Annotated in this window: 6 protein-coding genes; 4 read left to right on the top strand and 2 right to left on the bottom strand. The window is 69.5% G+C overall.

All coding sequences use genetic code 11. The features are described from left to right. Together tig and ACO1X9_RS08655 are read left to right on the top strand one after the other, a co-directional pair. Positions 1-1,387 (top strand): trigger factor (gene tig, locus ACO1X9_RS08660; protein WP_486350422.1); only part of this gene is annotated, 1,387 nt, incomplete at its 5' end. Between the two features lie 135 nt (positions 1,388-1,522). Continuing rightward, entirely contained in the window at positions 1,523-2,041 is a 519-nt protein-coding gene (locus tag ACO1X9_RS08655; protein WP_486350421.1) for a DUF1697 domain-containing protein, read from the top strand. Here the strand turns inward: ACO1X9_RS08655 and ACO1X9_RS08650 are convergent. Further along, positions 2,038-2,823, bottom strand: coding sequence for an SDR family NAD(P)-dependent oxidoreductase (locus ACO1X9_RS08650; protein WP_486350420.1), 786 nt, complete (start codon positions 2,821-2,823; stop codon positions 2,038-2,040). The two genes, ACO1X9_RS08655 and ACO1X9_RS08650, sit on opposite strands and share 4 nt — an antisense overlap. Next, positions 2,820-3,308 carry a tetratricopeptide repeat protein gene (locus ACO1X9_RS08645; protein WP_486350419.1) on the bottom strand — a complete coding sequence of 163 codons (489 nt, stop codon included), beginning with the start codon at positions 3,306-3,308 and terminating at the stop codon, positions 2,820-2,822. The genes ACO1X9_RS08650 and ACO1X9_RS08645 overlap by 4 nt, the downstream gene beginning before the upstream one ends. A 110-nt stretch (positions 3,309-3,418) precedes the next feature. Here ACO1X9_RS08645 and ACO1X9_RS08640 point away from each other — a divergent pair, with 110 nt between their 5' ends. Next, positions 3,419-4,000: an ATP-dependent Clp protease proteolytic subunit gene (locus ACO1X9_RS08640; protein WP_486350418.1), complete on the top strand. Its 582-nt coding sequence runs from the start codon at positions 3,419-3,421 to the stop codon at positions 3,998-4,000. Between the two features lie 14 nt (positions 4,001-4,014). Further along, a partial coding sequence (locus ACO1X9_RS08635; RefSeq protein WP_486350417.1) for an ATP-dependent Clp protease proteolytic subunit occupies positions 4,015-4,355 on the top strand: 341 nt, incomplete at its 3' end.

Genomic DNA, 4,355 nt, shown 5'->3' with positions numbered 1-4,355 from the left:
GTCGCCCACCCGCGTGAAGCTGAACATCACCGTGACGCCGGAGGAGCTCAAGCCGAGCATCACCCACGCGTACCAGCACATCGCCGAGTCGGTGAACATCCCCGGCTTCCGCAAGGGCAAGGTGCCGCCGCCCATCATCGACCAGCGCGTCGGCCGTGGCGAGGTCATCAGCCACGCCGTCAACGAGGGCCTCGACAAGTTCTACCGCGACGCCGCGACCGAGCAGGGGCTCAAGCCGCTCGGCCGACCGTCGGCCGACATCGTGAAGCTTCCGAACGAGAAGGACTTCTCGGGCGACCTCGAGGTCGTCGTCGAGGTCGACGTGCGGCCCGACTTCACGCTCCCGAAGTACGACGGACTCAAGCTCGAGGTCGAGCCGGTCGCGGTCACGCCCGACGAGGTCGAGACCGAGCTCGAGAACCTGCGCGGCCGCTTCGGCACGCTCGTGACGGTCGACCGCCCGGCGAAGACCGGCGACTTCCTCTCGCTCGACCTCGTCGCGACCATCGGCGGTGCCGAGGTCGACACCGCGAGCAACATCTCGTACGAGCTCGGATCGGGCGAGCTCATCGACGGCATCGACGAGGCGCTCGACACCCTCACCGCGGGCGAGTCGACGACGTTCGAGTCGGCGCTGCTCGGCGGCGACCACGAGGGCGAGAAGGCGCAGATCGCCGTGACCCTCCTCTCGGTCAAGGAGCGCGAGCTGCCCGAGGCCGACGACGAGTTCGCACAGATCGCGAGCCAGTTCGACACGATCGGCGAGCTCCGTGCCGACGTGCGCGCGCAGCTCGAGAAGAGCAAGGGCTTCTCGCAGTCGATCGAGGCGCGCGACAAGATCGTCGACGTGCTGCTCGAGAAGCTCGACATCCCGGTTCCGCAGGGTCTCATCGACGACGAGGTGCACCGTCACCTCGAGGGCGAGGGCCGGCTCGAGGACGACGAGCACCGCAAGGAGGTCTCGGAGTCGAGCGAGAAGACGTTCCGCACCCAGATCCTGCTCGACGCGATCGCCGAGGCCGAAGAGGTCAAGGTCGGCCAGAACGAGCTCACGACCTACGTCGTGCAGGCGAGCGCCCAGTACGGCATGGAGCCCGGCGAGTTCGTGAAGGTGCTCGACCAGAACGGCCAGCTGCCCGGCGTCGTCGGTGAGATCGCCCGCTCGAAGGCGCTCGCGACCGTGCTGAGCAAGGCCAAGGTCGTCGACACGAAGGGCAAGGCGGTCGACGTCTCCGACTTCGTGCAGCGCGCCCTCGGCACCGGTGAGGATGCCGGCGAGCCTTTCGTCGCCGAGGAGCACGACGGCCACGACCACGGCTCGTCGACGGCCAAGGATGGGCACGGCCGCAAGCCCGGCAACGAGCACTACGGTCACGACCACTCCTGAGTGCCCCCGAAGCCCCCGGTTCCTCGGAGCCGGGGGCTTCGTCGTCCCTCGGTCGAGCGCACGACGTGCCCGTTTCTGCGACTTTCGCGTGCCGAAACCTGTCAGAAGTGGCACTTCGCGCGCAGAATCAGCGGCATGACGAGATACGTGGGGCTCCTGCGCGGCGTGAACGTCGGCGGCGTGAACATGAAGATGGCCGACCTCGCCGAGGTGGTGCGCGGGCTCGGCTACGACGACGTCGTCACGGTGCTCGCGAGCGGCAACGTGCTGTTCACGACGACGGATGCCGCGGCGACCGCGAAGGAGCGGCTCGAGGCGGCGCTGCGCGAGCGCTTCGGCTACGAGGCCTGGGTGCACGTGCTGACGCAGGATGCCGTTCGCGCGATCGCCGAGGCGTATCCGTTCGAACGGTCGGGCGACCTGCACGCCTACGTGATCTTCGCCATGGACGCCGCAACCCGCGACGAGTTGCGGAGCATCAGGCTCGACGCCGGTGTCGAGAGAGTCGAGCCGGGTGACGGCGTCCTCTACTGGACTGTGCCGAAGGGGCTCACGCTCGACTCCGCCTTCGGCAAGGCGCAGGGATCGGGCAAGCACAAGCAGTGGCTCACCACGCGCAACCTCAACACGCTCGAGAAGCTGCTCGACCGCTAAGCGCCCGAGATGCGCCCCGCTCCCGTGACCACGAGGCGGCGCGGGAAGAGCCGCGCGGCGAGCGCCGCGAGCCGGTTGCCGACACCCGGGATGCCGACGGCGCCTCCACGACGCCGGTCGAGGGCGCGCATCGCGAACGCGACGACGTCGGCCGCGGGCTGCCGACGGGTGCCGAAGCGTCCGCCGTTGTCGGCGATGTCGAAGAACTCCGACTCCGTCGCACCTGGGGAGAGGGCGAGCACGCGCAGCCCGGAGTGCCGCGCCTCGAACCACAGCGCCTCGGTGAAGCTCAGCACGAAGGCCTTCGTCGCGCCGTAGACCGCCATCCGCGGAACGGGCTGGTGCCCGGCGGTGCTCGCGACGGTGACGAGCGCGCCACGACCGCGTCGCAGCATCCCGGGGTAGAAGGCGTGCGTGAGGTCGACGACGGCGGCGACGTTGACGGCGATCTCGTCGGCAATACGGTCGCCGTCCTCCTCGTCGAACGGGGCGTACGTGCCGAAGCCCGCATTCGCGACGAGGGTGTCGATCTCGATCCCGCGCTCGGCGCACTCCGCGGCGAGGGCGACGCCGGGCCGGGACTGGGCGAGGTCGCACGGGATGACGTGAGCGGTCACGCCGTACGTGTCACGGAGTTCTGTGGCGAGGGTCTCGAGCCGGTCCGCCCGGCGGGCGACGAGCACGACGTCGGCCCCGCGGGCGGCGAGCTGTCGCGCGAACTCGACGCCGAGCCCCGAGCTCGCCCCGGTGATGAGGGCGGTCGTGCCGCGGTGGTCGATCATGGGCGCTCCAGGAGGTCGTCGGCGTACGCGTCGAGCGCACGGCGGTAGGCGGGCAGGTGCGGGGTGAGCGCGTGGAGGGCCGCGACGAGCGCCTCGCGGTCGCGCCCGAGGTCGGCGAGGGCGAGCGCGGCGAAGGCGGTCGCGGCGTCGGCGAGCGGATGCTGCGGTGCCTCGGCGAACTCGTCGCGCAGCAGGTCGAGGGACTCCTGCGGGCGGCCGAGGTTGCGCACCGTCGAGGCGAGTTGGATGACCGCGAACGGGCGATCGTCGTCGGACAACCCGAGGTCGAGGGCCCGGCGGTAGAGCGGCTCCGCCTCCGCCTCGCGCCCGACATAGTCGCGAACCCCCGCGAGCTCGTACAGCGCGAGCGGGTCGTCGGCCGGTCGCTCGGCGACGAGCGACTCGATCGCGGACTCGACCTCCTGTTCGCCGAGCGTGCCGGCATCCGCCCACGTCGCGGCGACGCGCGCCTTCCAGTCGTCCATGGTGCGACCCTACGTCGCGACACGTATCTGCCCACGGCGAACAGGGCCACGGGGGGTCACGGGGGCCAAGTAGATTCGACCTCGGAATCAAGAGAGACGGAGTTCCCGACATGGCCGAACCGGCATTCACGCCGAGCGTCTTCGACCGACTGCTGAAGGACCGCATCATCTGGCTCGGGTCGGAGGTGCGCGACGAGAACGCGAACGAGATCGCCGCGAAGCTCCTGCTCCTCGCCGCCGAAGACGCGGACAAGGACATCTTCCTGTACGTCAACAGCCCCGGCGGCTCGATCACGGCGGGCATGGCGATCTACGACACCATGCAGTTCGTGCCCAACGACATCGTCACGGTCGGCATCGGCATGGCGGCCTCGATGGGTCAGCTGCTGCTCACCGCCGGCACGAAGGGCAAGCGCTACATCACGCCCAACGCGCGCGTGCTGCTGCACCAGCCGCACGGTGGGTTCGGCGGCACCTCGTCCGACATCCAGACGCAGGCGGCGCTCATCAACGACATGAAGAAGCGTCTCGCCGAGATCACCGCGGCGCAGACCGGCAAGTCCGTCGAGCAGGTCAACGCCGACGGCGACCGCGACCGCTGGTTCACCGCCCAAGAGGCGCTCGACTACGGCTTCGTCGACCACATCCGCGAATCCGCTGCCGATGTCATCGGCGGCGGCGGCACCAAGTAAGGACGCCCCTTCAGATGGACACCCCCACGTTCCGCGCCGCCGGCAACCTTCCGGAGAGCCGCTACATCCTCCCGAGCTTCGAGGAGCGCACGGCCTACGGCTTCAAGCGCCAGGACCCGTACGCGAAGCTCTTCGAAGACCGCATCATCTTCCTCGGCGTGCAGGTCGACGACGCCTCGGCGGATGACGTCATGGCCCAGCTGCTCGTGCTCGAGTCGATGGACCCCGACCGCGACATCGTCATGTACATCAACAGCCCCGGCGGCTCGTTCACGGCCATGACGGCGATCTACGACACGATGCAGTACATCCGTCCGCAGATCCAGACGGTCGTGCTCGGCCAGGCCGCCTCGGC

It is taken from the genome of Pseudolysinimonas sp., assembly GCF_057350545.1.
The sequence above is the reverse complement of the archived record's forward strand: the minus strand, read 5'-3'. Positions and strand labels throughout refer to the sequence as shown.

Excerpts from the sequence above, each read along its gene's own strand:
- ACO1X9_RS08640 (WP_486350418.1), top strand. The coding sequence starts at position 3,419 with ATGGCCGAACCGGCATTCACGCCGAGCGTCTTCGACCGACTGCTGAAG.
- ACO1X9_RS08645 (WP_486350419.1), bottom strand. The coding sequence starts at position 3,308 with ATGGACGACTGGAAGGCGCGCGTCGCCGCGACGTGGGCGGATGCCGGC.
- ACO1X9_RS08655 (WP_486350421.1), top strand. The coding sequence starts at position 1,523 with ATGACGAGATACGTGGGGCTCCTGCGCGGCGTGAACGTCGGCGGCGTG.
- ACO1X9_RS08650 (WP_486350420.1), bottom strand. The coding sequence starts at position 2,823 with ATGATCGACCACCGCGGCACGACCGCCCTCATCACCGGGGCGAGCTCG.